Here is a 26,965-nt window from a genome sequence, read left to right on the forward strand (position 1 = left end):
GCCAGCTAACCCAAGTTTTCGCGCTCAAACTAGCTGAGGCACGACACTGCAGCCACGCGACCTCTCGCGCTCACGATCTGTGAGGCACGACTTACCCTTCGCGCTCAGTTTGACATGAGGCACTACGGTCTGGTCGCCGTGGGAGCGTCTACCGGGCTCTCTTGCGCCAGGAAGGCTACCGTTCGACATCAAAATATGAGATGTTGCTGGGACCGTCTTCGTAGTACCAGCAATCATTCACGCCACCATTGGTTCCTAGCCCATCGGTTCGGACCTGGACGTCGTAGTAACTAGTCAGATCTGAGGGGCTGGAATCAATTTGTTCGCCGATGGCCTCAGGGCCAATGATGACTGTTTTCCATCCCACCACCGCATAATTATCGGCCAGCACCTGCACCGCACAGGAGACCGTGGCGTCGTGCTCTTTAGTGAGCTGGAAGCGAACAGTGGCATGATCTTCGGAGACGATGTCGAAGCCCACGTCTTTATAGCTCAATCGGTCTTCGGTCATCGAGTAGGTCCACACACCGGCGAGCGCTACGGCTAGAATGAGAGCCGTCACCGCAATAATGATCCCCCAACGACGCCGTCGCTCCTGCCTTTCAGGCGAGTTCTTACTTTGGGAGCGACCATAACGATTGGCTAAGCTATCAGAAGCCGATGCCTGCGCCGGAACTGGGCTATTGACCATAGACTTAAACTCTACCCAGCCACGGCGTAGCACAGCCAATGTGACCGCGAAGCAGTGGATCAGGAGTACAGACAACTCGTGAGCGTTTCAACACAACAAAGGTCCGGATCATCGCAACACCCAGAGTTTGGTGTGCCCGTAGGATCCGAGGACTACGGTAGCACGCAGCCGAGTGACTATCAGCGTCCAGAAGCCACCGATGTTCCGCCCTCCCAAGGGTTGCGCCTGATGGCTGTTCACGCACACCCTGATGATGAATCCTCCAAGGGGGCGGCGATGATGGCAGCATATGAGGATGCCGGTGCTGACGTCATGGTGGCATTGTGCACCTCGGGAGAAGCTGGGTCGTTGCTGAACCAGCACTACCAGGGTGACGTTGCCCGTTTGCACCGAGACATGACCGCGGTACGGCGAGTCGAGATGGAAGAGTCCTCTCAAGCGCTTGGCATAGACTACCGCTGGCTCGGGTTTATTGATTCGGGCCTGCCAGAAGGCGACCCAGTTCCCGAACTACCCTATGGGGTTTTTGCCAATTCTGATCGTGATACTCAGGTCGCGGTGCTAGTACGACTGATTCGAGAGTTTCGCCCCCATGTGTTGATTTCCTATGATGAGATCGGTGGCTACCCCCACCCCGATCACCTGCGCGCTCACGAGATCACCGTCAAGGCGTATCAAAGCTCAGGCGATCCGCAAGCCTATCCGGGCACAGGGCAAGCGTGGGAAGTATCCAAGCTGTACTACGACCGGGCTTTCAACCCGGATAAATATTTTGCCCTGCACAAAGCCTATGAAGCCTCCGGCCAGACCTCGCCTTATGCGGATCGCATTCAGTGGTACGAGCGGTTGCAATCCGGTGAAGACCCGGACGCGTGGCGGTTGACCAAGCACCAGGTCACCACACAGATTCCAGTGGGGAACTACCTGGACCGTCGCGATGCTGCACTACGGGCTCATGCCACGCAGATCGATCCGCACGGGTTCTTCTTCACCCCCCACGACATTGTGCGGGATGCCTGGCCCTGGGAAGACTACGTGCTGATTGACTCGCGCGTACCAACTCACCTGCCCGAAACCGACCTGTTCTCCGGTCTGCGCACCCCCACCCCAGACCAGGCAGATCAGGGAAACGAGGCCTGATGACAACTGCCCTGCAGACCGCGGTCCTGCTGGCCGCTGAGGAATCGAACTTGCGCCCCGGACTCGACCAGGAAGAGGTCACTCCGGGTATTGAAGGGTTCCTGCTGACCTTTCTGATGGTGGCGCTGTCCGTGGTGGTTATCCGCATGATGGTGCGCTCGGTCCGCAAAGTGAAGCTACGTTCCAAAACCGCCGAAGATATGCTGGTGGAGCGAAACCAGCCAAGACTTTCTGAGAAACAACGCCAGCGCCCTGAGATCGACGAGCTTAGCCCTGACCGTCTCGGAATGATGCGCAAGAAGTACCCCGGCTATTTGGACTCGCCTCCGCTCGAGCCACAAGAGCCTGAATCTGGGCGGGAGCATCGCTAGAGTTGGGGTATGGACTATCCCGACCTGTTTTATCGACTTTACGAGCGCCGGTTAACTCAAGGCCTTGACGCCTCCCGTTTGCCCGGGCATATCGGTGTCGTCCTGGACGGCAACCGGCGCTGGGCGAAAGCCGCGGGGGAGCCTACTGCCCGGGGTCACCAAGCTGGTGCCGATAAGATCCTCGAGTTTTTGGGGTGGAGCGCAGAGATCGGGATCCCAATGGTGACTCTCTATATGCTCTCCACCGATAATCTGAATCGGGATGCCTCCGAGCTGAGGTCCCTGGTCGCTATTATTTCCGATACGCTCAAACGGCTGGAAGAAGGCGAAATCAACGGTCGGCCGATCAAAGTCCAACCCGTGGGGTCGACCGAGATTTTGCCAGCATCGCTCTCCGAACAAATCCGTCACCTTACGCGGCGCGGTGCCCAACACAATGAATCCGGGATGCACGTGAACGTGGCAGTCGGTTACGGCGGTCGTCAAGAAATCGTGGACGGGGTCAAAGAGCTTCTAATCGAAGCCGAAGAACAAGGCCAAACCCCCGGTGACGTGGCGGAAAAACTCAGCATCGAAGAAATCTCGAATCGACTGTACACCCGAGGTCTTCCGGACCCCGACCTGGTGATTCGGACCTCCGGTGAACAGCGACTCTCCGGATTTTTGATGTGGCAGTCAGCCTACGCCGAATTTTACTTTTGTGAAGCTCTATGGCCTGATTTTCGGCGGGTTGATTTCCTGCGTGCCCTGCGTGATTATGCCTCACGACAGCGCCGGTACGGGAGTTAAAGCCACAGCTGCGCACCTGCGGGATTCACCGGGAGTTCATGTCCTGGTTAGCTCTTTCTCACTGAATGCCCGTACCCTCTGACTCGTCAGGAAAGGTACGTAACCGAGAGACCTCTTACATTAACGGCAGGAGCTTCCACCGTGTCGCTTACCCCTCCCCGTTCTGTTTCCGTTCCGCAGACCACGGCGGCAGAACACAATATCGACCAAAACCAACAGACCCCAGCATCAGAAACCGAGGTCAGGACTTATCTCCTGGATACCTCGGTTTTGTTGTCTGACCCGCACGCTCTGCTGCGGTTCGCCGAGCACAAAGTCGTGTTACCGATCGTGGTCATTTCTGAGCTGGAGAAGAAACGTCACGACCCGGAACTAGGTTATTTTGCCCGCTCAGCATTACGGTTGTTGGACGATCTACGCGTCCAACATGGGTCGCTAAACCAGCCGGTCCCGCTCAATGACGAAGGCGGTCAACTGGTGGTCGAGCTCAACCACATTTCGGTCGACGTTTTGCCCTATGGCTTCCGTGGCACTGATAACGATTCCCGCATCCTCGCGGTGGCTCAGAACCTCTCGGATGAAGGTGAACGCGTCACCGTCGTGTCCAAAGACCTACCCATGCGTGTCAAAGCCTCCTCCATGGGGCTGGAAGCCGATGAATACCGCAACGAACTGGTCAAATCTTCCGGGTGGACCGGCTTGGACCGCCTGGACGTCACCGACGAGCAGCTCTCCCAGCTTTACTCCGGAGAGAACCTGCTGGATGATCGTGTGGCAGAGATGCCCATCAACACCGGGCTGGTTCTCAACTCCGGTACTGGCTCTGGACTAGGGCGCGTCACCGAAGACCACCAGATTCAACTGGTCAAAGGTGACACCGAAGTCTTCGGCGTGCACGGTCGCTCAGCCGAACAGCGTCTAGCCATCGACCTGCTCAACGATCCCAGTGTCGGGATTGTTTCGCTGGGCGGTCGCGCCGGCACCGGTAAGTCGGCGCTGGCACTGTGTGCAGGTTTGGAAGCAGTGTTGGAACGTGGCGACCACCGCAAGGTCGTGGTCTTCCGTCCGCTCTACGCAGTGGGCGGACAGGACCTGGGATACTTGCCCGGTTCAGAGGGTGAGAAGATGTCTCCGTGGGCCCAGGCGGTCTTTGACACCCTCGGAGCGTTGGTGTCTCCGACCGTGATGGATGAAGTCATCGAGCGCGAATTACTTGAGGTTTTGCCCTTGACTCATATTCGCGGCCGGTCTCTGCACGAGTCGTGGGTGGTGGTCGATGAGGCCCAATCATTGGAGCGCAATGTGCTACTCACGGTGCTGTCCCGGATCGGGCAGAACTCCAAAGTCGTGCTGACCCATGACGTAGCGCAGCGCGATAACCTGCGTGTGGGCCGTCACGACGGTATTGCTGCAGTTGTCGAGACGCTGAAGGATAACCCGTTATTCGGCCACATCACGCTGACCCGTTCGGAGCGCTCACCGATTGCAGCGCTGGTGACTGAACTACTTGAAGACCGCATGCACTAAGCCCCGGGCCGCAGCCCCACACATCGTACACAAGCCAGGCAGGTCAGGACACGATACGTCGGGCCTGCTTGGCTTCTTTTAACGCCTTGCGTTCAGCCCGGATATCTTTGGTGAGCGTCAGCGCGGCCACGATGCCGGCAATCACCCCGCCCAGGTGTCCTTGCCAGGACACACCTGCCTGCGGGAACAATCCCCATACCAGTCCGGCATAGCCGATAATCGTGATCACCGAGATCAGCATGGCCCAGAATTTACGGACCAAGATGCCGTAGATCATCAAGAACGCGGCATAACCGTAGATCACCCCGGACGCGCCAGTATGCACCGAGTTGGAACCGCCGATCAGCCACGTGATGACACCGGAAATCAGCCAAATCTGAAGGGTCACCTGACCATACTTGCGCGTGATCACCGCCAGGAGTGTGCCCAGGATGATCCAGGGCACCGTATTGGAGAGCAGATGAGAAAAACTAAAGTGCAGCACCGGAGCGGCGGCAATCCCGACCAACCCCTCGAGACTGCGTGGTTGAATACCGGCGGCATTCGATAATGCATACCCGGTGACGGCGTTGATGATCTGCAAAACCCACATGACCGCCAGCGGCACCAAGACCGGGGCCCACGCCCACAGAATGCGACGGGTTAGGGAATTGTCATCGCTGGACTGCTCGCGTGACTCGGCGGATTCATCTGTACGGGAACGAAAAAGGGCCATAACCGGTCCGATCCTTCAGGGGACAACAAAGGGTAGGTGAGTTTCTAGTGTCCAGTCTACTGAGAACTCCCTACCAGTCAGCTGTGGCGAGATACCCACAGGGGGCGCACTCGCGCTCGTGAGACCGCATGTCTCTTCGGTATGCTCGCAACTGTGTTCAGCCTGCTGTCGGAAATGACCTTCTCAGCCCACACCCCGGGGTTCGTGTGGCTGTGCTGTGTCATCGCGATGCTGATCTATGTGGTCAGCTGCATCGTGTTGTTCACGGTTGATGTGCGGCAACACCGGCTACCCAACGGGTGGACTGCGACCTTGGCCATCGGTGCAGTGGCCTTCTTAGGCGTGAGCACGTTGATCGCTCCGCAGGATTCTGTAGCCCATGGCAGACTAGCCACGATGGTCGTGGGCTTGTTCGGATATCCCGCGGTGATGTTTGTGTTGCATCTGATCACCCGGGGTGGCTTGGGCATGGGGGATGTGAAACTTGCCGCCGGGCTGGGCGCCTATACCGGTTTTGTCGGCTGGGAAGCCACGGTGGTGGCGCTAGTGTTGGGCTTCGTGTTGGGTGGCCTCATTTCCCTGGTTGCGGTGGTGTTCACCTCGGCGACCTGGGCCTCACGCATTCCGTTCGGGCCAGCGATGATCCTCGCAGCCACCTTCGCTTTGCTGGGATAAATGTCACCTGGGGCTCCAGAGGCGATGTGTCCTAGCACGAACACCGGTTCTGATCCTAGAGTGGACATCACGTCCACCGACGCCTGTCGGGTCCACTATTCCGATGACCGACTTTTTGGAGGGTTGCCATCATGTCATCAGCTCTTTCTGCTCTGTTCGATGACCTGAAAGACATCGTTGCCCAACGTACTGAGCTCTATCAACACCTGCACCGCAACCCTGAACTGAGTATGCAGGAACACGACACCGCCAACACTATTGACAAAGAGCTCTCCGACCTGGGGTTGGAGACACAGCGTATTGGTGGCACGGGAGTCGTGGCGGTCATCACGAACGGCCCGGGTCCGACCGTGCTGGCCCGGGCAGACATCGACGGACTACCGGTGACCGAGAACACCGGGTTGGATTACACCTCGGAACGTGAGGGCGTGATGCACGCCTGCGGTCACGATATGCATATGGCCACGTTGTTCGGAGCCATCGATGTGCTACTCCAACACCGCGACGCCTGGTCCGGAACCTACATCGCCCTCTTCCAGCCTGGAGAAGAAAAAGCTGCAGGAGCCAAAGCCATGGTTGAAGACGGCTTGGTCGACAAGATCCCGACCCCCGATGTGTGCTTTGGCCAGCACGTGATGGTTTTTGAAGCCGGACATATCGGCGTCGTTGCCGGCCCGGTCATGTCGGCCGCCGATTCGGTGAAGATCACCGTCCACGGTCGAGGCGCCCACGGATCCTTGCCCCAAAACTCCATCGACCCGGTCGTGATCGCCGCGACGATCGTGTTGCGTTTGCAGACCTTGGTCTCGCGGGAGATCTCCCCCTCCGACTTTGGTGTGGTGACCGTCGGCGCGCTCAACGCTGGGTCCAGTGCCAACATCATTCCTGATAAAGCCGAGCTCCGTCTTAATCTGCGCACCTACGACAGTGCGGTGCGTGACAAACTGGTGGCCGGCATCGATCGTATTGTACAGGCCGAATGCGAGGCTGCTGGAGTTGAGAAAGAACCGGAGATTGAATACTACGACCAGTTCCCGCTGACCACCAACGACGAGAGCCTGACCGAGCGAGTGGCTGAGGCCTTTGAGCAGGTCTTTGAGGATGGTCAGGTGTTCCGTAGCGCGCGGGTGCCGGCCTCGGAGGACTTCAACATCATCCCTGATGCCTTCGGAGTGCCGTATCACTACTGGCAACTTGGTGGCACCGACCCGAAGCTATTTCGCTCGAGTCTCGAAAACGGCACGTTGGTCGAAAACATCCCGGTCAACCACTCACCGGGTTTCGCTCCGGTCATCGATCCCACGCTGGAAGCTGGCATCAAGGCGCACCTCGCAGCTGCGTTGACCTATTTGGGACAGGACCAAGCCCCCCCAAAGCTAGCGGATCGATCGTGTTCCCCCTCTCGTTCTGAACGTCGTGACGCGGTTATGCTCCATGGCGTGAACTTTACTCCAGAGACGGCCGTTTCGGTCTCACAGATTGTCGTCATGCTACTCGTCGCAACGATGCTGGGCCCTTGGGCCAAACAGGTCTTAGCACCGCAACGACGCCACCGGAGGCATCGGTGGTTGCAGGTGACCTCGTGGCTGTCCTACTTCTCGAAGGTTTTTGCGCTGTTTGGCTTGCTGATCAACATGCAGGCGGTGTCATTGCTGTTGGTCGCGCTATCCCACATGGGCGTATTTGCGCTCGCACAGCCTGATACCGCCGGGAGGAGACGTCCTCGGCGTGCGCTGATCAGCCAGTAGGAACTCCACAGGCCCCGGAGCAGTAACGCTGTAGCGAACTGTTCGGAGCCTGCGGTGGTTGGTACGTGGTGATCTCGGGACGATCCTGGTCCCGGGGAGCTTACTCGCCGGGGTGGGTCATCGACATCAAATCCAGGGCCTCGTCGAGCTGTTGTTCGGTAACGTCACCTCGGTCCACATAGCCCAGGGCAATAACGGCTTCACGCACGGTGACCTTTTCGTTCACGGCGTGCTTGGCGATCTTGGCAGCTGCTTCGTAGCCGATCAGCTTATTCAGCGGGGTCACGGTCGACGGGGACGCACCAGCCAAGAAGGCAGCGCGCTCAACGTTGGCCTGAATGCCAGCAATCATCTTCTCCGCCATGACCTTCGCAGAGTTGGACAGCAGCCGAATGGACTCCAGCAGGTTCGCTGACATGACCGGGATACCCACGTTGAGTTCGAACGCACCGTTGGTAGCAGACAGCGACACAGTGGTGTCGTTACCGATCACCTGCGCGCACACCTGGATGACAGCCTCACAGATCACGGGGTTGACCTTGCCCGGCATGATGGAGGAACCCGGTTGAAGGTCCGGGATCGCGATTTCGCCCAGACCGGTGTTGGGGCCCGATCCCATCCAGCGCAGGTCGTTGTTGATCTTCATCAGCGAGTAGGCGATATTGCGCAACTGTCCGGAGGCTTCCACCAGGCCGTCACGGTTGGCTTGAGCCTCGAAGTGGTTGCGAGCCTCGGTGATGGGCAGACCGGTTTGTTCCACTAAGAGCTCGATCACGCGCTGGGAGAAGCCCTTCGGGGTGTTGATCCCGGTACCGACGGCAGTACCGCCCTGGGGAACCTCGGCTACTCGGGGTAGCGAGGCGTCGATACGCTCGATGGCGTAGCGCACCTGAGCGGCATAGCCACCGAATTCCTGGCCCAAAGTCACCGGGGTGGCATCCATCAGGTGCGTCCGACCGGACTTGACGACCTCGGCGAATTCTTCAGCCTTGGTTTCGAGCGAGCTGGCCAGGATGTCCAAGGCCGGCTTGAGGTCGTTGATCAGCGCGCCGGTAACGGCGACGTGCACCGAGGTGGGGTAGACGTCGTTGGAAGACTGGGAGGCGTTGACGTGGTCGTTGGGGTGAACCTCGGTGTCCGAACCGGCCTCGGCCAGAGCGCGGGTGGCCAGAGTAGCGATGACCTCATTGGTGTTCATGTTTGAGGAGGTTCCGGAACCGGTCTGGAAGACATCGACCGGGAAGTGGTCGTCGTGTTCACCGGCAATGACCTGATCGGCTGCGGCAATGATGGCCTCGGCACGCTCGGCGTCGAGCACACCCAGTTCCTGATTGGTGCGGGCAGCGGCTTTTTTGACCTGCGCCAGGGCGTAAATGTTCTGCGGTTCGATCGGCTTGCCCGAAATCGGGAAGTTCTGCACGGCCCGCTGGGTCTGGGCTCGATACAGCGCGTTGATGGGGACTTGAACCTCACCCATGGTGTCGTGTTCAGTGCGGTACTGTTGCTGGTCGTTGTGCTGTTTGGTCATTGGTTGTGTCCTCTCTGACTGATCTGACGGATGTGACGGATCGAAGGGGGCCTGGAGTGGGGACGGTGGGGCTTAGGCAGTGACAGGTCCTAGCGTATCGCCGACCTGCACGGTGCCGTCGGCTAGCGAATAGGTCAGGGCCATCACCGCGGTGCGACCGGCTTCCACGGCCTCGGCCACCACCCGGTTGGAGTCAACCAGCCGATGGACCATCTGGTCGGTGTGTTCTAGCACGGTGCCGTCGACGTCGGTGATGCCGGCCTGGCGGGCCGCCATGACCGATGGCGTGATGCGCTCGACCAAAGAACGCAGAAAGCCACCGGGGACGGTGCCGGACTCATAGGACTCCACGGCGGTGGTGACTGCACCGCAAGAGTCGTGGCCCAGCACCACGATCAGCGGTATATTGAGCACCCCAACACCGAATTCCAATGAACCCAGCACGGCATCGTCGATGACTTGCCCGGCGGTGCGAATCACGAATACATCGCCGAGACCGACATCAAAAATAATCTCGGCAGCCAACCGCGAGTCAGCGCATCCGAAAATGATCGCAATGGGTTCTTGAGAGGTGGCCAGCTCTTGGCGACGGGCAGCATTCTGGTGCGGGTGGGTGACTTGTCCGGAGACGAACCGGGCGTTGCCGTCTTTGAGCGCCTGCCATGCCTGATCAGGGGTCAGTGTAGCGTTGGCGTCCTCGGTGGGGGTATCGGTCATGCGTCAGCCTCCTGGGGCGGGGTAGCAGTGGATGGTGCGGTAGCCGAGGTCTTCTCCACGGCGACCTCACGGTCTTCGATCAATGTTGCGGTCAGCTGCGATAACTGGTCGTCGGGTAGCGAACCTGACACCACGAGGGTGACCGGTTCGGTGGCCTTCGGGTCGGGGACCTCCCCAACTAAGTAGGTGTGTCCATCTTCTGCATAGTAGACCTCGAAGGGATAGTTCAAGATTTCTGCAGCACCCTGGGGCTCGCCACTTTTGACCCGGTCATCAATCCACAACTCTCCAGCCCCAGCCGCCTGATCGACGCCAAAAAATTCGTCGTCGTCGCTGGAGTACCCCACCGACCAGTAGGGTGTGTCATCATCGGCAGAGGGATTGTGCCAGCGGGCGTAGTTGGCCGACCAGTCCTCGGGAAGTTCGGGAATGACAGGATCAAAGCTGGCCACACTGCTGGCCTCGGACGCGGTGGCTGCGACGTCAATGTCCAGGTCGTAATCGCCACCTTGGCGCGGGTTAAAAGCGATCACAATACCGACCACGACCAGCGTGATTAACACCGAATAGGCGATTCCCTGAATATTTTGACGCATCCGCTGCGACTGAGATTTCGTGACCCGCGGTTTGGGCGCCTCCACGGGTTGCTCGGATGCCCCAGCGGGGCGGGACTGGTCTTGGCGCTCAGAACTCACCCCTCCATTCTGCCAGCAATGCGGACCGAGGGGTGGCTAGCTTACGACGCGGCGAGTGTGACCGACGGTGGCATCGAGGACGACGGACTACGATAGAAGAACAACAGCACACCACCACGAGCCACCGATCGGCTCACCGAACATGATCTACAGCTGGGAGCGCACTATGACAAGCGAAGATATTGGCACCACCGACCCGACACGCCCGGACCGAAACTTGGCAATGGAGCTGGTCCGGGTCACCGAGGCCGCCGCGATTGCTGCCAGTCATTGGGTGGGCTACGGAGATAAGAACCGTGCCGATGGCGCCGCGGTCGACGCGATGCGCGCCTTCATGGACACCGTGAACATGCGTGGCACCGTGGTGATCGGTGAAGGTGAGAAAGATGAAGCCCCGATGCTGTACAACGGCGAAGAGGTCGGCGACGGTTCTGGCGCTGAAGTCGACGTGGCGGTGGACCCCATCGACGGCACCCGGCTGACTGCGATGGGATACAACAACGCGTTGTCGGTGTTTGCCGTGGCAGAGCGGGGTACTATGTTTGACCCCTCGGCTGTGTTCTACATGGAAAAGATGATCGTCGGACCTGAGGCTGCTGAAATGGTGGACTTGCGTCTGCCGGTTAAACAGAACGTGCACCTGCTGTCCAAGGCCCTGGATAAGCCGGTCTCACAACTCAATATCTGCGTATTGGATCGTGGCCGTCACGAGGGTCTTGTGCGAGAAATTCGTGAAGCTGGTGCTCGCGTGAAGTTCATTATGGACGGCGACGTGGCCGGCGGTATCGCCGCGGCCCGGCATAACACCGACGTGGATATGATGCTCGGCATTGGTGGCACCCCGGAAGGCATCATCACTGCGTGCGCGGTGAAGGCCATTGGCGGAATGATTCAGGGCCGGCTGGCTCCCACCGATCAAGCCGAGCGCGAGAAAGCACTTGAATACGGCCATGACCTGGATCGGGTGCTGACCACCAATGATTTGGTGTCATCCGATAACTGCTATTTCGCCGCAACTGGCATCACCGATGGTGACCTGTTGCGTGGTGCTCGGTACTACCGGGACCGGGTTGAGACCCAGTCGATCATCATGCGTTCAACGTCCGGAACGGTGCGCATCGTTGAAGCAGAACACCGGCTGGATAAGTGGAATAAGTGGGTGCCGGCGCCAGAGCGCTAAACGTGGGCGCTAACTCCGCGCGGTGGGCACGCCAGTGGCAAAGACCGTGGAGTTTGCGGATTGGGCGACCATCGATACCGGGGCTCCGGCTGCGTGGGAAGCGCTGGCGTGCGGGAGCACGGCCGCCTGACCGGGGTTGAGCTCCAGCTGGCGGGTTCCACTGGAGAGCATCACTGACCCGGCGGTGCAGACCAGGATCACCGGCTGGGCGAGGTCCGGGACTAAGACAGTGGCAGGATCGAGAGTTAAACTGAGGTTCTCGGTCTCGAAATCAGCGCGAAGCACGCAGAATTCCTTGACCGGTGGGCACAGCGAGCTGAGCGTAATGCCTGTGGCGAGGTCGGTGTTGGCACGTTCATCACGGGGGTAGACCAGTGGTTCACCCACCGGCGCATAGTCGAGCAGGGTATCGAGCTGGTCTCGGTCAATATGCTTGTTGGTCAGCCCACCACGCACGACGTTATTCGAGGCAGCCATGACTTCTAGCCCGAGTCCTTCCACATAGGCGTGGAGCTGCTGCGCGGCGAGGAAGATGGCCTGTCCCGGGGCCAGTTGTACTCGGTTCATCAGCAACGTGACCAACACGCCCGGGTCTCGGGGGAAAAAGTCCGCTGCCAAGGCGGCGGTATCGAGGCTTTGGTCATCCCGACGAAGTTGTTCGGCGTGATGGATGACTTGGATCACTCGTTCGACCCACCCGGATTCGGGATCGACCCAGGGTCCGGAAGGGTCCAAGAGCAAGTGTAGGGCTTGCCGGATGTTGCCACCGCTAAGAAGCAAGGAAATCCGGGCCAGAGCTGCTGAGAGGTCGGTGGTGACCTGCTCGTGGTGTTCTGCTTCGGCCTCGGCCAGACGCTGGAAAGAATAGGAGGCCTGCACCGGATCCCGGAAACCACACAGGGCGACGAAATGCGTGAGTGCGATCAGCATCTCAGGTTTGTGCTGATCATCCTGGAAACACCGGCGCGGGTCGGATAGCGCGATACCGGCGGCGTTTTCTCGGGCGAAGCCCTCGCGAGCCTGCTGTTGGTTGGGGTGGGCCTGCAACGACAGGGGCTGGGCGGCTGCCAAGAGCTTTGTAAGAAAGCCAAGCTCTCCGGTGATCTCGGTCAGCGGGACCGTGGGGTGTTCCTGACCTTGCGGGGCTGAGTCGAAAGGATTGAGATCGTGCTCGTCGATGTGCACAGCGGAGATTCCCGACGGGTGGGTGCCGAACCACATCTCAGCTTCGGGTCGCCCGGTGGGTTCGCGGGATTGCAGGTCCGCTAGCAAAGTGACTGAGCCCCAGTCGTAGTCTTTCAGAGTGCCCTGAAGCGCGAAGAACGCAGGCATGGGCGAGGTCTGTGTGTGGGAAGTCATGAAATCACCGGTGTCCTAGTCCCCGGGGTGGCAGTACTGGTTGGTGGAGGAAGCTTCCTCCAGGATCGCGGTTTGTCCGGCATCATCGGCTTGCATCAGAAATTCTTCGGTGAGCGGTTCACCATTGGGTTGCTTGGGCGGTTCTGGCCAGTCCTCGGAGTCTTGCGAGGTGGCGCCACCACGTTCCCGCCCGGTGATCTCATCACCTTCAATATCGGTGGGAATGTGCACCGAGACAGGGGCCAGATGCGTTGCCAGGGGAGTGATATGGGTACCGGTCGCCGCGTTGAGCGGAGTGCCGTCCTCAGCCACAAGGGAACCTACCCGCTGATGAATCTGATCGAAATCAGGATAGGTGGAGAACTGGTTGCCTTGTTCGCCGAAGTCGGGCGCACCAATCGTGAGACGTTTCAAGGGTAGCTTCTGTGACTGGGCGCCGAGGTTCAAGAACGTACCCAGCTGTTGACCGGGCAGATCGGTTTCGACGATCTGTTCGCCGGCGCTCAGAATGTCTTGGAATTTCGTCAAGAGTGTTGGCAGATCAAATTGGGCGAGCATCGCCTGTTGGATACATTGCTGACGCCGGATTCGAGAATAGTCCGAAGAATATTTACGCGATCGTGCATAAGCCAGCGCGTCATCACCGGAGAACGTGTAGGTTCCCGGACCCCACCAGATATTGCCCCATTGTCCGGTATCCGGGCGGGTACCGCGGTGAATGACCCAGCCGCCGGAGGTCACCGTGACCCCGCCCATGGAATCAATGAGTTGGGCGAAACCGTCCATATCGAGCATGATGTAGCCCTGAACCTCCAGGTTGAGAATGCCGCTGGCCGCATCCTTCATCGCTTCAGCGCCTGGATCGTCAGCGTTGGGGTAGAGGTCGGCGTGATTGTTGCTCACATCGGTGTACAACGCGTTGATGATGCACTCATCGCCACAGTCGAATCCGTTGGGGTAGACGTCCCAGAGCGGAGAACCCTCCCGGAACTGCGCGTTCTGGAAGTTGCGCGGAATGGAGAACAAAATGATCTGACCGGTTTCGGCATTGATGGAGGCGACCGAAATGGAATCGGGCCGTAGACCGGCGCGCCCCTCACCGGCGTCTGCACCCATGACCAGAAAATTATAGCGCCCATCGACCGGGGCCAACGCCGGGCCGGAGGCGAAGATATTGCCGATGGTGGTTCGGGAAGAGTTCACGATCAACGCGGCAGCGAACATGGACCCTGAGGTCAGCAACATCGCCAGGGTGGTCACCACAGCCACGATGGGTTTCATTCCCGGCGCTAAGGCACGTAGGCCAATGATGGAAAAAGTTGAGATCCACAGCACGAGCCACACCAGACCTAAGAAGGTCAGCACGACCACCAAGAGCAGCTGAGCGGAGGGATAGCTGAGGATGTGAAGCAGGAAGCCTCGCGCAAACAGAGCTAAAAGCGCGGTGACCACAATTAACGCCCACACGGCAACAGTCACGCCCAATCCGAAGCGCCCCAATTTTCGACGCCCAGTAATCGACTGCGCGCCACCAGGGACAAAAATGGTCAGCGCGATCATGATGAAAGCGCGTTTGGTGCGTTGTTTCCAAGTTCCAGCAGAGACGTCAACGAGAGCATCGTCGCTGCGATAGCCCTCGAATTGGGCTTCGAAGCGCTCATAGCGTTCACGCCGGGCAGCAGCTGATTCCTTAGCAACTCCGCGTTGAGTAGCGGTAGGGCGGGGAGGGGGAGGCGTCATAGTACTACCGGAGTTTAGTCGTTGGTAACAGACCTACGGTGGTATGTGAGGTGGCGAGTTTAGGTCGTCGGGCGAGTTTAGGTCGTCGCTTGCCCAGCGTTACCAGGACGGTCAGCCAAAGTTGAGCGCAAACGCTGGCCTTTGGCATGAGCCGCATCGCGCAACTCGGCGGAGAAGGTGTGCAGCCGGTCACGCAGAGCTTGTGCTGTCTCGGCATCGTGGTGCGAAGCCCCCAGGATGCGGGCAGCCAGTAATCCGGCGTTGCGTGCTCCGTTGATCGAGACGGTGGCCACCGGAATCCCAGCGGGCATTTGCGCGATGGACAATAATGAGTCTAGCCCTTCTAGGGACTTGAGCTTCACCGGTACGCCAATAACGGGTAGCACCGTGGTCGAGGCCAACATTCCGGGCAGGTGCGCTGCTCCGCCGGCTCCGGCGATCAGCACTTCGAGCCCATTGGCTTCTGCCTGGGTGCCGTATGCGATCATTTCGTGTGGCATCCGGTGTGCGGAAACGACATCGGCCTGATAGCTGACCCCCAGTTCTTCGAGAACTTGGGCCGCCTCCTGCATGACCGGCCAATCTGAGTCCGAACCCATCACCAAGCCCACGCGAGGAGCCGTACCACCGTGTGGTTGCGGTGCTGTGGTTTGGGCGGTGCTGTGCTGTTCAGGATGGTCGGATGAAACCATGAGCCAGAATATCCTTATCTATCCGGAAGTTCGTCTGTTGCCGGCTCGGAGCCGTCGCGGATGATGGCCGCGGTGCGTTCGGCGATGCGACGGGCATCGTCTAAGGAACGCTGCGGGTTCGTCAGGACGTTGACATGGCCCACTTTACGCCCAGGACGTACCGATTTGCCGTAGGCATGGATCTTCGCCTGCGGATAGCGTGTCATCGCAGTATTGAAAGCACCGTAAAGGTCTTCGTTCGCCCCGCCTAGGTAGTTTTTCATCACCGTGAATTCAGCCACCGGCGTGGTTGACCCGAGAGGCAGATCCAGTATCGCGCGTAAGTGCTGTTCGAACTGGCTGGTTGTGGCTCCATCCATGGACCAGTGCCCGGAATTATGGGGCCGCATTGCCAACTCGTTAATCGAGAAACCCGACTCAGAATGGGGGTCCTCGAACATCTCCACAGCCAACATGCCGGTCACGCCCAGTTGCTCGGCAATAGTGACAGCCGCCTGCTGAGCTGCGCTAGCGATGGTCTGGTCAAGGTTCGGGGCCGGTGCGGTCACCAGATCACAGACCTCATTGGTCTGGATGGATTCCACCACCGGGTAGGGGGCGGTTTCTCCGCTGGGCCGACGCGCTACCTGAGCGGAGAGCTCCCGGGTAAATTCCACACAGTCTTCGACCAACAGTGCGTCGAAGGGCAGGTCAAACCAGTTAGCGCTTTCGTGAGCGTCCTCTGCACGGCGAATCAGACGCACACCTTTACCGTCGTAGCCACCGCGCGGGGTCTTTAATATCACCGGGTACCCAATGGACTGCGCTGCGGAGATCAATTCCTCCACGTTGGATACGGCCCTGTATGCCGGTTGTGGCAGGCCTAAGGCCGTCATTTTCCGGCGCATAGCCAATTTGTCTTGGGCATAAAGCAATGCGTCAGGGCCGGGGTGAAGCGCGACACCCTCAGCCTGCAGGGTCCGGAGGTGCTCACTGGGGACATGCTCGTGGTCAAAGGTCAGCACATCCACTGATCCTGCGAAACGTCGCAACGTGTCCAGATCGTGATAATCACCCACGGTGGACCGACAAGCAGCTGTGGTGGCGCTGACGCCCTCAGCTTCAGCAAGAACGTGTAATTCGATTCCTAACTCAATGGCGGGTGGGGCCATCATACGGGCCAACTGTCCGCCGCCAACTACGCCAATCTTCGGAAAACTCACCCTCTTAGGGTACCCACTTCTGGTGCGGTAGCGTGAAATTCAGGAATTTGGCAGGTGAAGGTACTAGAGTATCGACGTTATTCAGCAGCCCACCTTGGCTTCACCTATCGACCCACTCAAACCAAGGAGAGACAAACACGATGTTGTCCAGCCTCTACCAGCGCATTCGAGGTCTGGTGGCTTTGCTGTGGCGCGAGGTTGCCAAATTCGGTGTGGTGGGTGGCATCGGGTTCTTTATTGACACCGGTGTGTTTATCTGGCTGATATCAGGACCAATGGAGGGGTCCAACACCAAAGCCAAACTGGTGGCCACTGCGGTGGCCACCGTCTTCTCATGGGTTGCGAACCGCTACTGGACCTTCCGACACCGGCGACAGTCCAACGTGGCGCGTGAGCTGGTGCTCTTCCTGGTGATGAACGCTATCGGTGCGGGTATTCAAGGCGCGTGTGTGTTCATCGCCGACTACCTGTTGGGCGTCAACTCTGCCTTCGGGCTGGTCATCGCCGGTAACGTTATCGGGTTGTTCTTTGGCACCGTTTTCCGGTTCTTTGCCTACCGCTTCTGGGTGTTCAGCGAAACCGTCGAAGCCGACCCCGCCTTTTCCGATGACGAAGTCCTGATCGGCTCGCGCAGCGGAGACACCCCTGCAGACAACGCCAGCACCCCGCAGACGTCCTCGTCTAGTGGAGCGGGCGGGACTAACGGGACAAACGTTGCTCGGCCAGAATCTGATTAACGAGCCGCTGATCCTCAGGGGCTTGTAGCGAGCTGAGTCCGAGCAACACCACCACCCCGTGGTGACTCCATGCGTGCAGGATAGCTTCGACCAGCTGGCGTGAGCACCGTAGCCCGTCGGTGGCAATTAGCACCCCACCGGTGACTAACTCCACGCGGGAGCTCAAGCCGGCCTGGGACAACTCCCGCGAGAGAGCAACCGGATCCATGGGGGGTTGCCAGGCAGAAAGGATATTCTGGGGCGGATAAGTCGGCTGATCGGGCTGAGCGAGCACCTCTTGGTCAACCGAGATTAAGGACGGATCGTCGTCGGCGCTAGCACCTACCACAAAGATCTCAGCTGAGGTATCTAACCACCGCTGGGGGCGGTCTGTGATGACCAAATCTGGCTGGTCACCGGTCTCAGCAGACTCACCCAATACGCCATGGTCAATCGGAGCGGGATATGCCAATGTTACGTGGCGTTGATGGAACAGGGCCCCGAAGACTAAACACGTTGTGAGCCAATCAACCGGTAGGTCAATGACACACGTGTGATGCGGATCGTCGCATCCAGTAGCACTCAACAGGTTCGCGACTTTATGTACCCAGTTCATGGCCACCGTTCCTGAGAGTTCGGTGCGAACTGTCTTAGAATTAGCTGAGGAATCAGGGCCCGGATCAGGTGTCGCACTGGTCGCATAATCGACAATGACGGGGGTAGGTCTATGGGCCAATTCGGCGAAAAGATCGTCCTGGTCACCTAGCGGGTCTCCCGGTATAGAGCCGGACGAAAACAACGATGTTATCGATACCACGATCACTGCCCTTTCACGGCAAACACCTTGAGATTTGGTTTCTTCTCACGCCGGATCTGCAGTTAATTGTAACTTGACCTCAGGGAGTTACAACGGTGTAATTAGAGGAAATACGACGTAGAGAAAGTGGCCCTACCGGTCTGATCTACGGCTTGGCGCTTCCCGTGCTTCACATCGTTATGGTGGTCAGCTCTGCTGGACGAGCTGTGGTCCTGTTGTGGATAGGTTCCACCTTGCCAGAGCTGTCGGTGACCTCGGGTGAGCCACGCCGTGACCGACGGGTCGGTCATGATGAAAGGAACCTGAAGGTATGGACAACGCACAACGGCAGGAAGAATCCCGCCGCGGCGCACAGCATCGGGGGTCAGCCTCGCGTGCCGTGCCATCAGACTGGTTTCTCGACCCGGCCGATCCAGATGCGGCCGAAGCGATCGAGGCGAGCCTCGACGATCAGGCCACCGCTTTTTTGGCAGCCCACGAAGCTCTCGAGGATCTTGACGAGCAACAACAAGCCGACCTGGAGGCTGGCCAGTCTCATAACGTCACAGCACTGCACTCCGTTCCGACCGCCCCGCAGAAACAGGCGCCTTCCTCAGGGGTACAAAGCATCTGGCTGGGCTTGCCCGGCTTCGGTGACACTGCCGATGACGGCGAGCTGGCCTGGCAGGCCGATGCGCTATGTGCTCAAACAGACCCGGAAGCCTTCTTTCCCGAAAAAGGTGGGTCAACGCGCGATGCCAAACGCGTCTGCGCCCAATGCACGGTGCGCCAAGAATGCCTGGACTACGCCCTAGCTCACGATGAACGCTTTGGGATCTGGGGCGGAATGTCAGAACGCGAACGGCGCCGGTTGCGTAAGAAAATGTCCTCGTAGTTCCCATTATCGTGCCTACACCCCACGTCACCGCTGTCGTTTTAGCTCAAACCATCACCGGTGGTCTGCCCGAAACTGTCGCTTCCGTCCTGGGACAGCATCGGGTTCCCGACCAGCTGGTGGTGGTCACCTCGGCAACTGTCGACGCTGAGGAGCTCGACCGTGTCAATGTCCTATGTATTGATGCGGACATGGACTGGCACCATCTGATCCACCCCGACCCCTCGTCCACGTCGCTGGCGACGGCGTTGCGCAATCTCCCCAAGAACGGCCAGGTAGGAGAACCGGGCGAGCAACAGTCTGATTGGCTGTGGCTGATGACCAACTCGACCGTGGCTCAACCCAACGCGCTGCAAGCGGTGCTGAACGAAACGGAAGTCTCGCCTTCGGTGTATATTGCCGGGGCGAAACAGGTCGCCTTTGAGGACCCGCGCCAGCTTCACGACGTGGGCCTGACCGTCTCCACCCGGGGTGAGACCTACACGCTGGTGGAACCCGGTGAATTAGACCAGGGCCAGTACGACGACCGGTCTGATGTCTTTGCCGTCTCGGTGCCCGGCATGCTAGTTCGGGCAGATATCTGGAACAAACTCGACGGTTTTGACCGCCTCAGCCCCGCGCTGTCTCGCGGAGTAGATCTCTGCTGGCGGGCCCGGCTGGCTGGTGGTCGCGTCGTGGTGGTTCCCTCGGCGGTGATCGAGAACTTCGACGACGACCAGATTCTGCAACGAATTGAAGCGATCAACGAACGTCGCCAGCACCAGGCCGAGCAGGACCAGTCTGAGCAAGGGCAATCCGAACAAGACCACGTCGAACAAGACCCCACCTCAACGTCAACGACGACCGTGCCGATGCCCGACAGCCCGGGGGTGGCCGAATACCAAGAGTCGGCAACCTGGTTGCGCATCAAACACTGCCCCGGTGCCACCCTGATTGTGCTGTGGCTGTGGGTGCTGATCTCTAGTTTCGGTATTTTGCTCGGCTCTCTGGTCGTGAAAGCGCCCGGCGTGGGCTTTGACCGTTTCCGCGGGATCTGGCGCGCCGGAAGTCACCCGATCCGGCTGGCTCGCTCCATCTCTCGGGCCTCCGAAACCCGCACAATGAGCCTCTCGGCCGTCGATGACCTCCGGGCAGATCCTGCCGAAATCCGCAACTTCCGACGTTCGCTGGTTGCAGAAGACGAACCTGAGTTCACCATCGGTGACGGTACCGGCTCCACCAGCGCGCCAGCGCAAGACGAACCCACCGGCGGGCACGACGAATTCGTCGCACTGGCCACCCCCGAGCGCAACTGGGTCGGGCTCGGTGCGGTCGCTTTGCTTCTTGGTTTGGGTGCGCTCAGCCTGATCGGGTTGCGTGCCTTTTTTGGCACACCGGCCCTGAGCGGCGGGTCCTTAGTGCCGGTGACAGCCGGCATCACCGAGCTGATCGACACCGGTTTCGCCGCCTTCGCGCCCGTTGCCGCCGGTGCGTCCGGCTATACGGGTCCTTCCATCTGGATTCTGGTGTTGCTGGCCCTGACCGGCTCGGCCTCCATCGCCGTAACCACCCTAATGATGCTAGCGATGCCACTGTCCGGTATCGCCGCTTGGGCCATGGCTGGGGCGATCACCCGACGCCGGGGCGCCCGCGTGGTGATCGGACTGTTCTGGGGGCTTGCACCCACTTTGTTGATCTCCCTCGGACAGGGCCGGTTCTTCGCTGTTGTGGCCCACCTGCTCTTGCCGTTGCTCGTGCTGGCCGTCATCCGCGCCACCGGTTCCGCCAGGCCCCGCCGGGCGCCGTCACTGATCGGAGCCTCCGCCAACCCCGATGTGAGGACCGTGACCTCTCGCCCCGGATTTGGCGGGGCATTATCCTGGACCGCATCCGGCTGGGTGGCGATCCTGATGGCGCTGATTACCGCCGCTGCACCGGTGTTGCTCCTGCCCCTCGTGCTGATCGTGGTCCTGCTGGCATCCTTTGTGGGCACCCGTGGCAAAACGCTGTGGTGGACCCCGCTACTAAGCCTGTTACTGATGGTCCCGGTGCTCTTCACGCAATGGAATAATCTGCGCGCCATCTTCGCCGATCCCGGTGTACCCCAGGGCTATCTGCCCGCCAACCTTCTGGAACAGCTCCTGGGTTTCCCCGAAGCCCTAGACCCCCACGGCGGAGTCGCCAGCCTACCCTGGCTGAGTGACTGGTTACCGCAGATCCCGTGGGCCGGGATTATCGTGGCGGTGATCAGCCTGCCGGTGCTACTCTTGGCGATCTGCGGTGCCTTCCACCGTGGTGTCAGCGGTGTCCATGCGCGTGTGGGGTTGCTGATCGCTGCCGCTGGGTTGCTGACCGGATGGTTGGCGACCACGGTTCCCGTCTCGGTGGATAGCGCGGGAACCCCGGTATTGATATACACCGGCACCGCCGTCTCGTTGACCGGAGTCGGGCTTCTCATGGCCGCCTGTAGCGGACTCGAGGTCCTCATTCGGGCCTCGACCGCTCTTCACGTCATCGCGGTCAGCACCGGATTGGTGACCAGCCTGGTCGCGGCCATGGTGTGGTTGATCCCCTCGGTGGTTCCGCACGACATCTTAGACGATGCCCGCCAAGACGCCGCGACCACGGTCACCTTGGAAACCGCCAACCCTGACCCGAGCTTTGCCGACCTGACCGCCCAACGTCTGATCACCGGTTTCCCAGTGCGCACCCTTCCGGCTACCGCCGCCGATCAGGGCACCTCACCGGTCAACACCCGCACGCTGGTATTAGAACGCACCCATGACGGCATGAACGCCACCCTGGTCACCGGTGCCGGTGCTTCGCTACAGGACTACTACGGAACCTGGACCTCGCGGGCGCTGACCGGGCCCCTCTTCAATCCTGAAGTCGCCACTGCCGATGAGGCCGATGAAACCCTCCGCTCGGTGGCAGCGACTCTGACCTCTGAGTCTGGTGGGGACCCCCGCCAGCAACTAGAAGACCTCGGCGTTGGCTTCGTCGTGCTCCGCGACCCTGATGGGGGAGAGGCTTCCATCGCGTCCTCGGTCGACGCCATCACCGGGCTGGCCCCGGTCGGACTGACCTCAGAAGGGTGGCTGTGGCGGGTGAACGCTCGCACCGATGACCAGCAAGACCAAGGTCTCGCCGTGCTGGCCACAGAGTACACCGGTCAGCACAGTAGCGGCGTGAATACCGCAGCGATGCGTATCACCCGCGAGGACGGACAACCGGTCTGGCTGGTGGGCTCCGATGGTCTGGATGGCCAGGCCCAGTTCCCCGAGGTCCTTCCCACCAACCTCACCGAGGACTCCGAGCAGCCGTTACGCTTGACCCTGGCCTACCGCGCCGATCCCGGATGGCACGCCGAGCTTGACGGCGAACCGCTCACTGCCGTTACCGGCGAGAATTCTGGTTGGCACCAGCAGTTTGAGCTACCGGACGACGTGGCCGGCAAACAGCTACGTGTCAGCTACGATCCGGGGCTGTTCACCTGGTATTGGCTGATTCCTGCCGTGGCGCTACTGGCCACGATACTGTTGGCCATCCCCTCGCCGGTCACTCGCCGTCGCCCCAGTGCCCCGTCCTCGCAGGCGGGTCCCGGTCAGACCAACGACCTCGGTCTGTCCGATTCCGAGGACCCCTCCCATGCAACTCCCGCCGATGCCGAGGCCGATGCCTTCGGGTTTGGCCCCTACACGCCTGATGACTCCTGTAGCGGAAGGCAATGATCCCCATGACCGACCACGAAACACCATCGTCCGATCACACCGACCGCACCGAGCCTGTCGAAAACGCTGAGCGCCTCCGCCAGGATCGCTCTCGAGCTAGGCGAGGTCGTCGTGCAGCCTCCGGGGAGAACCTTGTCGCTGAACAATACGCAGAGGCCCGCGGCGCTCGTCGTCGCGCGGTACGACGCGATCAGGCGCTGAAACGGTACCGTAAAGAGTCCGCCCGCGCGAAAACCGGTTCCTCAACCCGACGGATGTGGATCAGCGCCCTAGCGGGTGTCGGTGCACTGGTCGTGGTGGGCGGGATCATCGGTGCCCACCAGGTGATCGATACCGCGCCGGTCTCTCTCGATACCTCGGCCCGTCCAGCCTCCATCCCCTCGGCACCGTCCCAGAGCGTCTGTGCCCCGGCCCCACGGCTACCCGCCGGGGCCGGAGAAGGCGAAGACGTGCAGTTCTCCCCGGTGTCTTCCGACGCAGCCACCTCCATCAATGTGGCCGCCCGATCGGATCTGGCCGGAACCATCTCCGGACTGACTTTGCGGGCCAGCACCGACAGCGGTGTACCCGAAGATGCTGATGCCGAGGCCGGCGAGGACGCCGAAGAGCTCTCGGCATCGCAACCCGAAGAAGTCCAACAGGGTGAACCCGCCAGCGCTGGAGCCGATGGAACCCCGGTGCGCCGGGCCCTGATTTCCCAGAATTCCGACGCGCTGGCAGACGAGGGCATCGCCGGAGTCATCGCCGCTGAACCCCTCGGCGGTTCCCCCGCCGTGGTGGCGGGCTCCTCGGAATTCACCGCCTCAGACGGCGACCTGCACGGCTTGAGTCTCTCCGGTTGTACCCCGGCCAGTCACCAGCAGTGGCTTACCGGCGCTGATACCACAATCGGAACCACCTCGGTGCTGTCCGTGACGAACCCCTCAGCCTCGGCTACCGCCGTCGACATCTCGCTCTACGACACCGATGGTCCCGTAGCGGCCACGGGAGTCTCCGGAATTACCCTGGCACCGGACCAGACCCGTAGTTTCGTGCTGGGTGGCCTCGCTGCCGATGCCTCCGACCTGGCAGTGGGGATCTCCTCCACCGGCGGGGCGGTTTCCGCCTCGATCCAGCACCACCGCCTCGACGGGGTGGACCCGGTAGGAGTTGACACCATCCAAGCTGTGGACTCCCTGGAGAACCGAGTGGTGATCCCCGGGATTGTCGTGGATCCCGACAACGACACCGCCGGTGCCGACCCCAGCCTCAGTATTGCTTCTCCATTAGCGGACGCATCGGTCGAGGTCCAGATCGTCGACGAAGACGGTGTGGTCGCCGGCGCGGTTCCCGACACGGTCGACGTCGATACCGCAACGGTGTCCACCCTCGATTTGAGCGAACTAGATACCGGGACCTATTCGGTCTACCTGGTCTCCGATGCGCCTGTGGTCGCCGCCGGCACCGGGACCACCTCGGATACCGGACCCGACCACGAAGTGTCCTCGGTAGCCTCGGCCCCGGCTTTAGGCTTCGACCAGGTGGTACCCTTTGGATCAGCCGGTGACTCGCAGCTGGTTTTCACCGCCCCCGAAGACGCCGAAGTCACCGTCACACCGATCGATCACGAGGGCGAGATCGGGGAAGACCAGACCGAAACTATAGCCGCCAACACTTCCGTGCCGGTCAGCTTTGACGACGACGCCGCCGGTGTTGAAATTTCGACAGATTCCTCGGAAGTCTACGCTGCCGTGACCACAACGTCCTCGCAGGGAATTTCGGCCTATCCGGTGGTGGGGCCACAAGCAGCTCCGGCCGGTGCCCCGGTGCGAGTCGGCTGGTAACAGGCCGGCCCTATCTGTCCTGCAAGCGATATCGACGGCCACCGGGCGTTGGGCCGGGCGTGGTGTTGGTGAAATCCACCAGGTACCGCGAGTACAGTATGTGGAGTGGCAACCATACGACAGTGTTCGAAAACAGGGTGTAAATCTCCGGCAGCAGCGACGCTGACCTTCAACTACCGTGATTCCACGGTCGTGGTCGGTCCCATGTCGCAACGAGCCGAACCACACGCCCATGACCTGTGCGCTCGCCACGCTGTGGAAATGACCGCCCCGGTGGGATGGGAAATGATGCGGTTATTCCCCGATGAGAACGCGGTTCCCACCCCGGAACCGGTCGCCGATCCAGATGATTTGCTCGCGCTGGCCCATGCGGTGAGTCGGCCCTCCACCGACCCTGCCCAGACAGAATCCGAGCCACCCGAGGCCTCATCGACCACCGAGGAACTCGACAAAGACCCCGGTCGCACGGATCGTAGTGTTGAATCGGCACACACCGATACTGCCTCCGGTTTACGTCGCCCTGAAGCTATGGGGCCCGAGGGGCCGGCGCGACCGTTACACGCCTCCGGTGGAGAAGCTCCCGGGCTACGGCTGGTCAAACAACCCCGCCCCCGGTATCGCGAAAGCTGAATCTGCCAGAACATTCTGGTCGTCATGTCGAAATTTACCGTCTGAGGCCCACCATCGTCCTGTACCGGATACGCTGGGAGTTATGAGCATTAACCCTGCAGCAGATCCTGCCTTCTCTAATCCCACGACCGTTGCCAACGCGCCCTTTGATTTCGCGATTCGTGACATCAATCTCGCAGCAGCTGGCCGGCACCAAATCCGGCTGGCCGAACAAGAAATGCCGGGCTTGATGGCCCTGCGGGAAGAATACGGGGAATCCCAACCACTAGCCGGGGCCCGTATTGCCGGGTCGATTCACATGACGGTCCAGACCGCCGTGCTCATCGAGACTTTGGTGGCCCTGGGGGCCGAGGTGCGTTGGGCCTCGTGCAATATTTTCTCCACCCAGGACGAAGCCGCAGCTGCCATTGTGGTCGGTGAGGGCACTCCCCAGGCCCCCGCCGGGGTGCCGGTATTTGCCTGGAAGAATGAGTCTTTGGCCGAATACTGGTGGGCAGCAGATCAAATCTTTGCCTGGCCTGAGGGGACCGAACCAAACATGATCCTCGACGATGGCGGAGACGCCACCATGCTGGTGCACAAAGGCGTGGAATGTGAAGCCGCAGGAGCAGTTCCGTCTCCCAGCGAAGAGGACTCGGAAGAATATGGTGAGGTGCTCAAGGTCCTGGCCGCCTCCCTGGAGGCCGACCCGCAACGTTTCACCCGTCTGTCGCGCGAACTACGCGGCGTGACCGAAGAGACCACCACCGGTGTACTGCGGTTGAACCAGTTGGCTGAATCCGGTGAGTTGTTATTCCCTGCTATGAACGTCAACGACTCGGTCACCAAGTCTAAGTTCGATAATAAGTACGGCATTCGCCACTCGTTACCCGACGGCATTAACCGTGGCACCGACGTGTTGCTGGGAGGCAAGACGGTCGTGGTGGCTGGGTATGGTGACGTGGGCAAGGGAGCAGCCGAGGCCCTCTCCGGTCAAGGCTCTCGAGTGATCGTCACCGAGATCGACCCGATTACCGCCCTGCAGGCGGCCATGGATGGCTACCAAGTGGCTCGGTTGGAAGACGTGGTCTCTACCGCCGATATTTTCATCACTGCTACCGGTGGCCGGGACATTATCATGGCCGAGCACATGCAACAGATGAAAGATAAAGCCATCGTCGGAAACGTCGGGCACTTCGATAATGAGATCGATATGGCCGGTCTCGCCCGGATTCCCGGAATTAAGAAAGTGGAAATCAAACCGCAGGTCCACGAATGGGTTTTCGAACCCGGCACTGAGAACGAGCACTCGGTGATTGTGCTTTCTGAGGGGCGACTGCTGAACCTGGGCAACGCCACCGGCCACCCTTCTTTCGTGATGTCAGCATCGTTCACAAACCAGGTGATGGCTCAGATCGAGCTCTTCCACTCTCAAGGTGATGCCGGTTCGATTACCGGCCAGACGTATCCGGTAGGGGTCTACACGCTACCGCGCATTCTTGACGAAAAGGTCGCACGGTTGCATCTTGGGGCCCTTGGGGCGCAACTGACCGAATTGACAAAGACACAGGCCGAGTACCTGGGCGTCGACGTCGCGGGGCCGTATAAGTCCGAGGACTACCGCTACTGACCCCTGTTGACGAGTAG

At 60.2% G+C, this 26,965-nt stretch carries 23 protein-coding genes; 13 read left to right on the plus strand and 10 right to left on the minus strand.

Annotation, left to right across the window (positions count from 1 at the left end):
* Nucleotides 1-175: 175 nt before the first annotated feature.
* Nucleotides 176-691: a DUF4307 domain-containing protein gene (locus DYI20_RS09850; protein WP_110101152.1), complete on the minus strand. Its 516-nt coding sequence runs from the start codon at nucleotides 689-691 to the stop codon at nucleotides 176-178.
* Between the two features lie 228 nt (nucleotides 692-919).
* On the opposite strand from DYI20_RS09850, the gene mca reads away from it, so the two are divergent.
* The 4 genes from mca to phoH2 all read left to right on the plus strand — a co-directional run bounded on the left by mca (nucleotide 920) and on the right by phoH2 (nucleotide 4,518).
* Nucleotides 920-1,831, plus strand: coding sequence for a mycothiol conjugate amidase Mca (gene mca, locus DYI20_RS09855; RefSeq protein ID WP_110110579.1), 912 nt, complete (start codon nucleotides 920-922; stop codon nucleotides 1,829-1,831).
* Entirely contained in the window at nucleotides 1,831-2,202 is a 372-nt protein-coding gene (locus DYI20_RS09860; RefSeq protein WP_110099627.1) for a hypothetical protein, read from the plus strand. The genes mca and DYI20_RS09860 overlap by 1 nt, the downstream gene beginning before the upstream one ends.
* Before the next feature lie 9 nt (nucleotides 2,203-2,211).
* Nucleotides 2,212-2,991 carry a polyprenyl diphosphate synthase gene (gene uppS, locus DYI20_RS09865; protein WP_122549413.1) on the plus strand — a complete coding sequence of 260 codons (780 nt, stop codon included), beginning with the start codon at nucleotides 2,212-2,214 and terminating at the stop codon, nucleotides 2,989-2,991.
* Between the two features lie 201 nt (nucleotides 2,992-3,192).
* The gene (gene phoH2 / locus DYI20_RS09870) at nucleotides 3,193-4,518 is read left to right on the plus strand and encodes an RNA 5'-3' helicase PhoH2 (protein ID WP_233242962.1); all 1,326 of its coding nucleotides are present in this window, start codon (nucleotides 3,193-3,195) and stop codon (nucleotides 4,516-4,518) included.
* A 43-nt stretch (nucleotides 4,519-4,561) separates the two neighbouring features.
* On the opposite strand, the gene DYI20_RS09875 is transcribed toward phoH2, so the two are convergent.
* Complete coding sequence (locus DYI20_RS09875) at nucleotides 4,562-5,233, minus strand: rhomboid family intramembrane serine protease (protein ID WP_110123371.1); 672 nt, start codon at nucleotides 5,231-5,233, stop codon at nucleotides 4,562-4,564.
* A 141-nt stretch (nucleotides 5,234-5,374) separates the two neighbouring features.
* Here DYI20_RS09875 and DYI20_RS09880 point away from each other — a divergent pair, with 141 nt between their 5' ends.
* Nucleotides 5,375-5,908, plus strand: coding sequence for a prepilin peptidase (locus DYI20_RS09880; RefSeq protein ID WP_110099623.1), 534 nt, complete (start codon nucleotides 5,375-5,377; stop codon nucleotides 5,906-5,908).
* 131 nt (nucleotides 5,909-6,039) lie between these two features.
* Complete coding sequence (locus DYI20_RS09885) at nucleotides 6,040-7,656, plus strand: amidohydrolase (protein WP_122549414.1); 1,617 nt, start codon at nucleotides 6,040-6,042, stop codon at nucleotides 7,654-7,656.
* A 100-nt stretch (nucleotides 7,657-7,756) separates the two neighbouring features.
* On the opposite strand, the gene DYI20_RS09890 is transcribed toward DYI20_RS09885, so the two are convergent.
* The 3 genes from DYI20_RS09890 to DYI20_RS09900 all read right to left on the minus strand — a co-directional run bounded on the left by DYI20_RS09890 (nucleotide 7,757) and on the right by DYI20_RS09900 (nucleotide 10,596).
* Complete coding sequence (locus DYI20_RS09890; protein WP_110123442.1) at nucleotides 7,757-9,184, minus strand: class II fumarate hydratase; 1,428 nt, start codon at nucleotides 9,182-9,184, stop codon at nucleotides 7,757-7,759.
* Nucleotides 9,185-9,256: 72 nt separating this feature from the next.
* Nucleotides 9,257-9,901 carry a carbonic anhydrase gene (locus DYI20_RS09895; RefSeq protein ID WP_110099619.1) on the minus strand — a complete coding sequence of 215 codons (645 nt, stop codon included), beginning with the start codon at nucleotides 9,899-9,901 and terminating at the stop codon, nucleotides 9,257-9,259.
* Nucleotides 9,898-10,596, minus strand: a complete 699-nt coding sequence (locus DYI20_RS09900) for a DUF4245 domain-containing protein (RefSeq protein WP_110099618.1) — start codon at nucleotides 10,594-10,596, stop codon at nucleotides 9,898-9,900. The genes DYI20_RS09895 and DYI20_RS09900 overlap by 4 nt, the downstream gene beginning before the upstream one ends.
* Before the next feature lie 166 nt (nucleotides 10,597-10,762).
* Between DYI20_RS09900 and glpX the strand changes: the two genes are divergently transcribed.
* Nucleotides 10,763-11,776, plus strand: coding sequence for a class II fructose-bisphosphatase (gene glpX, locus DYI20_RS09905; RefSeq protein ID WP_122549415.1), 1,014 nt, complete (start codon nucleotides 10,763-10,765; stop codon nucleotides 11,774-11,776).
* Nucleotides 11,777-11,785: 9 nt separating this feature from the next.
* On the opposite strand, the gene manA is transcribed toward glpX, so the two are convergent.
* The 4 genes from manA to DYI20_RS09925 all read right to left on the minus strand — a co-directional run bounded on the left by manA (nucleotide 11,786) and on the right by DYI20_RS09925 (nucleotide 16,721).
* A complete protein-coding gene (manA, locus tag DYI20_RS09910) occupies nucleotides 11,786-13,135 on the minus strand; it encodes a mannose-6-phosphate isomerase, class I (protein ID WP_122549416.1) in 1,350 nt (449 codons plus the stop codon).
* A gap of 15 nt (nucleotides 13,136-13,150) precedes the next feature.
* Nucleotides 13,151-14,875, minus strand: coding sequence for an LCP family protein (locus tag DYI20_RS09915; RefSeq protein ID WP_122549417.1), 1,725 nt, complete (start codon nucleotides 14,873-14,875; stop codon nucleotides 13,151-13,153).
* A 77-nt stretch (nucleotides 14,876-14,952) separates the two neighbouring features.
* Nucleotides 14,953-15,474: a 5-(carboxyamino)imidazole ribonucleotide mutase gene (purE, locus tag DYI20_RS09920; protein WP_166769906.1), complete on the minus strand. Its 522-nt coding sequence runs from the start codon at nucleotides 15,472-15,474 to the stop codon at nucleotides 14,953-14,955.
* A gap of 107 nt (nucleotides 15,475-15,581) precedes the next feature.
* A complete protein-coding gene (locus DYI20_RS09925) occupies nucleotides 15,582-16,721 on the minus strand; it encodes a 5-(carboxyamino)imidazole ribonucleotide synthase (RefSeq protein WP_110101177.1) in 1,140 nt (379 codons plus the stop codon).
* Between the two features lie 188 nt (nucleotides 16,722-16,909).
* Between DYI20_RS09925 and DYI20_RS09930 the strand changes: the two genes are divergently transcribed.
* Nucleotides 16,910-17,506: a GtrA family protein gene (locus DYI20_RS09930; RefSeq protein ID WP_110110574.1), complete on the plus strand. Its 597-nt coding sequence runs from the start codon at nucleotides 16,910-16,912 to the stop codon at nucleotides 17,504-17,506.
* Here the strand turns inward: DYI20_RS09930 and DYI20_RS09935 are convergent.
* A complete protein-coding gene (locus DYI20_RS09935; protein WP_110101144.1) occupies nucleotides 17,469-18,101 on the minus strand; it encodes a hypothetical protein in 633 nt (210 codons plus the stop codon). The two genes, DYI20_RS09930 and DYI20_RS09935, sit on opposite strands and share 38 nt — an antisense overlap.
* A gap of 511 nt (nucleotides 18,102-18,612) precedes the next feature.
* On the opposite strand from DYI20_RS09935, the gene DYI20_RS12645 reads away from it, so the two are divergent.
* The 5 genes from DYI20_RS12645 (at nucleotide 18,613) to ahcY (ending at nucleotide 26,948) form a co-directional block, all read left to right on the plus strand.
* On the plus strand, nucleotides 18,613-19,176 hold the full coding sequence (locus DYI20_RS12645; protein ID WP_110101143.1) for a WhiB family transcriptional regulator: 564 nt from the start codon (nucleotides 18,613-18,615) through the stop codon (nucleotides 19,174-19,176).
* Nucleotides 19,177-19,187: 11 nt separating this feature from the next.
* Nucleotides 19,188-22,886, plus strand: coding sequence for a glycosyltransferase (locus tag DYI20_RS09945; RefSeq protein ID WP_166769881.1), 3,699 nt, complete (start codon nucleotides 19,188-19,190; stop codon nucleotides 22,884-22,886).
* A 5-nt stretch (nucleotides 22,887-22,891) separates the two neighbouring features.
* Nucleotides 22,892-24,709: a DUF5719 family protein gene (locus tag DYI20_RS09950; RefSeq protein ID WP_147472553.1), complete on the plus strand. Its 1,818-nt coding sequence runs from the start codon at nucleotides 22,892-22,894 to the stop codon at nucleotides 24,707-24,709.
* 105 nt (nucleotides 24,710-24,814) lie between these two features.
* Nucleotides 24,815-25,339, plus strand: coding sequence for a DUF3499 domain-containing protein (locus DYI20_RS09955; protein WP_180342606.1), 525 nt, complete (start codon nucleotides 24,815-24,817; stop codon nucleotides 25,337-25,339).
* An 82-nt stretch (nucleotides 25,340-25,421) separates the two neighbouring features.
* Nucleotides 25,422-26,948 carry an adenosylhomocysteinase gene (ahcY, locus tag DYI20_RS09960; RefSeq protein WP_122549420.1) on the plus strand — a complete coding sequence of 509 codons (1,527 nt, stop codon included), beginning with the start codon at nucleotides 25,422-25,424 and terminating at the stop codon, nucleotides 26,946-26,948.
* Nucleotides 26,949-26,965: the final 17 nt, after the last annotated feature.

This window comes from Auritidibacter ignavus (assembly GCF_003703835.1).
GTDB lineage: Bacteria > Actinomycetota > Actinomycetes > Actinomycetales > Micrococcaceae > Auritidibacter > Auritidibacter ignavus.

What these genes read in the sequence shown, in the direction of transcription:
- DYI20_RS09895 (WP_110099619.1), bottom strand. Translation starts at nt 9,901, where the DNA reads ATGACCGATACCCCCACCGAGGACGCCAACGCTACACTGACCCCTGAT.
- DYI20_RS09850 (WP_110101152.1), bottom strand. Translation starts at nt 691, where the DNA reads ATGGTCAATAGCCCAGTTCCGGCGCAGGCATCGGCTTCTGATAGCTTA.
- DYI20_RS12645 (WP_110101143.1), top strand. Translation starts at nt 18,613, where the DNA reads ATGGACAACGCACAACGGCAGGAAGAATCCCGCCGCGGCGCACAGCAT.
- DYI20_RS09915 (WP_122549417.1), bottom strand. Translation starts at nt 14,875, where the DNA reads ATGACGCCTCCCCCTCCCCGCCCTACCGCTACTCAACGCGGAGTTGCT.
- DYI20_RS09890 (WP_110123442.1), bottom strand. Translation starts at nt 9,184, where the DNA reads ATGACCAAACAGCACAACGACCAGCAACAGTACCGCACTGAACACGAC.
- DYI20_RS09880 (WP_110099623.1), top strand. Translation starts at nt 5,375, where the DNA reads ATGCTCGCAACTGTGTTCAGCCTGCTGTCGGAAATGACCTTCTCAGCC.
- purE (WP_166769906.1), bottom strand. Translation starts at nt 15,474, where the DNA reads ATGGGTTCGGACTCAGATTGGCCGGTCATGCAGGAGGCGGCCCAAGTT.
- manA (WP_122549416.1), bottom strand. Translation starts at nt 13,135, where the DNA reads ATGACTTCCCACACACAGACCTCGCCCATGCCTGCGTTCTTCGCGCTT.
- DYI20_RS09925 (WP_110101177.1), bottom strand. Translation starts at nt 16,721, where the DNA reads ATGATGGCCCCACCCGCCATTGAGTTAGGAATCGAATTACACGTTCTT.
- DYI20_RS09860 (WP_110099627.1), top strand. Translation starts at nt 1,831, where the DNA reads ATGACAACTGCCCTGCAGACCGCGGTCCTGCTGGCCGCTGAGGAATCG.
- DYI20_RS09930 (WP_110110574.1), top strand. Translation starts at nt 16,910, where the DNA reads ATGTTGTCCAGCCTCTACCAGCGCATTCGAGGTCTGGTGGCTTTGCTG.
- ahcY (WP_122549420.1), top strand. Translation starts at nt 25,422, where the DNA reads ATGAGCATTAACCCTGCAGCAGATCCTGCCTTCTCTAATCCCACGACC.
- DYI20_RS09885 (WP_122549414.1), top strand. Translation starts at nt 6,040, where the DNA reads ATGTCATCAGCTCTTTCTGCTCTGTTCGATGACCTGAAAGACATCGTT.
- glpX (WP_122549415.1), top strand. Translation starts at nt 10,763, where the DNA reads ATGACAAGCGAAGATATTGGCACCACCGACCCGACACGCCCGGACCGA.
- DYI20_RS09935 (WP_110101144.1), bottom strand. Translation starts at nt 18,101, where the DNA reads ATGAACTGGGTACATAAAGTCGCGAACCTGTTGAGTGCTACTGGATGC.
- mca (WP_110110579.1), top strand. Translation starts at nt 920, where the DNA reads ATGGCTGTTCACGCACACCCTGATGATGAATCCTCCAAGGGGGCGGCG.
- uppS (WP_122549413.1), top strand. Translation starts at nt 2,212, where the DNA reads ATGGACTATCCCGACCTGTTTTATCGACTTTACGAGCGCCGGTTAACT.
- DYI20_RS09950 (WP_147472553.1), top strand. Translation starts at nt 22,892, where the DNA reads ATGACCGACCACGAAACACCATCGTCCGATCACACCGACCGCACCGAG.
- DYI20_RS09875 (WP_110123371.1), bottom strand. Translation starts at nt 5,233, where the DNA reads ATGGCCCTTTTTCGTTCCCGTACAGATGAATCCGCCGAGTCACGCGAG.